Raw genomic sequence first — 1,163 nt, 5'->3', positions numbered from 1 at the left:
GGCGACCGCGAGGAGCGCCAGGTCGTCCGTCGACCGGCCACCCGTGTGCAGCCGTACGTCGTCCGTGAGCGCGGACAGCAGTTCCTCGGGCCCCGGGAAGAGCCGGCCACGAAGCCGGTCCGCCGGGTCGTAGAACGCCCCCTTCACGTCACGCGCCTCGGAGAGCCTCGGCGCGTCCCCGCGCTGTCCGAGCGAGAAGGCCATGCGCGAGGCGGTGTAGAGGCCGGAGTTGAGCGACGCCCTCACCACCCTCGCCGAATCGTGCGGCCAGCAGCCGCTCGACTTCGAACCCGCGACCGACACTTCGAAGTAGGAACGCCGGCGCCGACCGCGAGGCGTTCTTCTTCTGGATGTTGCTGACCGCGGTCTTCATCGCCTTACCGAAGGCGCCGTCGGCCCTCACCCCGAGCTGCCCGCGTGCTCTGGTTGAGCCGGTGACTTCTACTCGGCGGCTTCTTCGAACTCGACGACGGTGTCGGTGCAGTCCTTGGCGAGGTCGAGGAGAGCGGTCTTCTCGACCTTGTCGGCATTGAGCTTCCAGCGCAGTTTCGCCGCGGTCCAGTCGGCGGCGTAGGTGCAGTGGGCGCTCTTGGCCGGCGGGAGCCACTGAGCGGGGTCGCGGTCGGCTTTGGAGCGGTTCGTCTTCGCGGTGACGGCGACCAGCGACCTGTCGGATCCGAGGTCGTTGGCGTAGGCCTGACGCCGTTCGGGGGTCCAGTCGTAGGCTCCGCTGTCCCACGCTTCGGCGAGCGGGACCACGTGGTCGATGTCGAGTTTCTTCGCGTCGGTGACCTCGACCTCGTCGTAGTACGACATCCAGACGCCGCCGGTGAGCTTGCACCTGTCGCCCTGCTCGGGCTTGGTGGTGGCTTCCTCCAGGAGAACCTCGGCCCGGGTCTCACAGCCGTCTTCGTCCTCGTCGATCCAGTGACGGAAGCTGTCGCGCTCGTATCCGTCGCGTCGTTCGTCGCCGTCGGGGATGGCTTCGATGGCGGCGGTGAGGGTGAGTGCGCCTGCGCCAGGCTCGGGGCCCCCGGGGGCTGGGGAAGCAGCAGACCCCGCGGAGGTGGGTGTGCTGTCGTTCGGCTTGTCGTCCGCCAGCTGCGGATTGCAACTGATCAACGTGGCGCTGAGTACGACAGCGGCAAGGGCGGCAACACGGC

1 protein-coding gene and 1 pseudogene are annotated in these 1,163 nt (G+C 68.5%); both read right to left on the bottom strand.

Translation table 11 applies throughout. The features are described 5' to 3' along the window. Positions 1–246: pseudogene (locus ABZ646_RS47060) on the bottom strand (hypothetical protein); the annotation flags it as partial. A 195-nt stretch (positions 247–441) separates the two neighbouring features. Then, a partial coding sequence (locus ABZ646_RS47055; protein ID WP_360534036.1) for an HNH endonuclease family protein occupies positions 442–1,163 on the bottom strand: 722 nt, incomplete at its 5' end.

The organism is Streptomyces sp. NPDC007162, assembly GCF_040634175.1.
Taxonomy (GTDB): Bacteria; Actinomycetota; Actinomycetes; order Streptomycetales; family Streptomycetaceae; genus Streptomyces.
The sequence above is the reverse complement of the archived record's forward strand: the minus strand, read 5'-3'. Positions and strand labels throughout refer to the sequence as shown.